This window comes from Peptococcus simiae, from assembly GCF_046569735.1.
Classification (GTDB): domain Bacteria; phylum Bacillota; class Peptococcia; order Peptococcales; family Peptococcaceae; genus Peptococcus; species Peptococcus simiae_A.
The window spans coordinates 1-302 of record NZ_JBKICG010000058.1 but is presented as its reverse complement, the minus strand read 5'-3'; the positions used below and the strand labels follow the sequence as shown (position 1 = coordinate 302).

1 protein-coding gene is annotated in these 302 nt (G+C 38.7%); it reads right to left on the bottom strand.

Annotated features, from left to right (window positions below; translation table 11 throughout):
- Window positions 1–41: 41 nt before the first annotated feature.
- A partial coding sequence (locus ACLGL1_RS09855; protein ID WP_411008494.1) for a transposase occupies window positions 42–302 on the bottom strand: 261 nt, incomplete at its 5' end.

The following is a 302-nucleotide window of genomic DNA, read 5'->3' as shown; positions in this document are numbered from 1 at the left end:
AAATATAAGCCCCCCTTCTCATTTTCGTTTTTTGTATTTTACTAGACTGCTTTTTGGTATCGAATGGGGCCTTGGCAGCCTTTTTTTATTTTGCTCAGCAGTGTATTAAGGTTCATAGCTATGGCCATAAGGTTTATCTCTGCGACAATACTTTCTAGCCCTTTGTGGCGAAAGCGATTGTATTTAAGGCCATCTTTCAGCTTTGAAAACATCCCTTCAGCCTGAATAGATCGATTGATCCGTTCCTCAATACCTAATTCACTACGGATATTTTCTAATGCTTCCTCTCTATAATGCTGAAA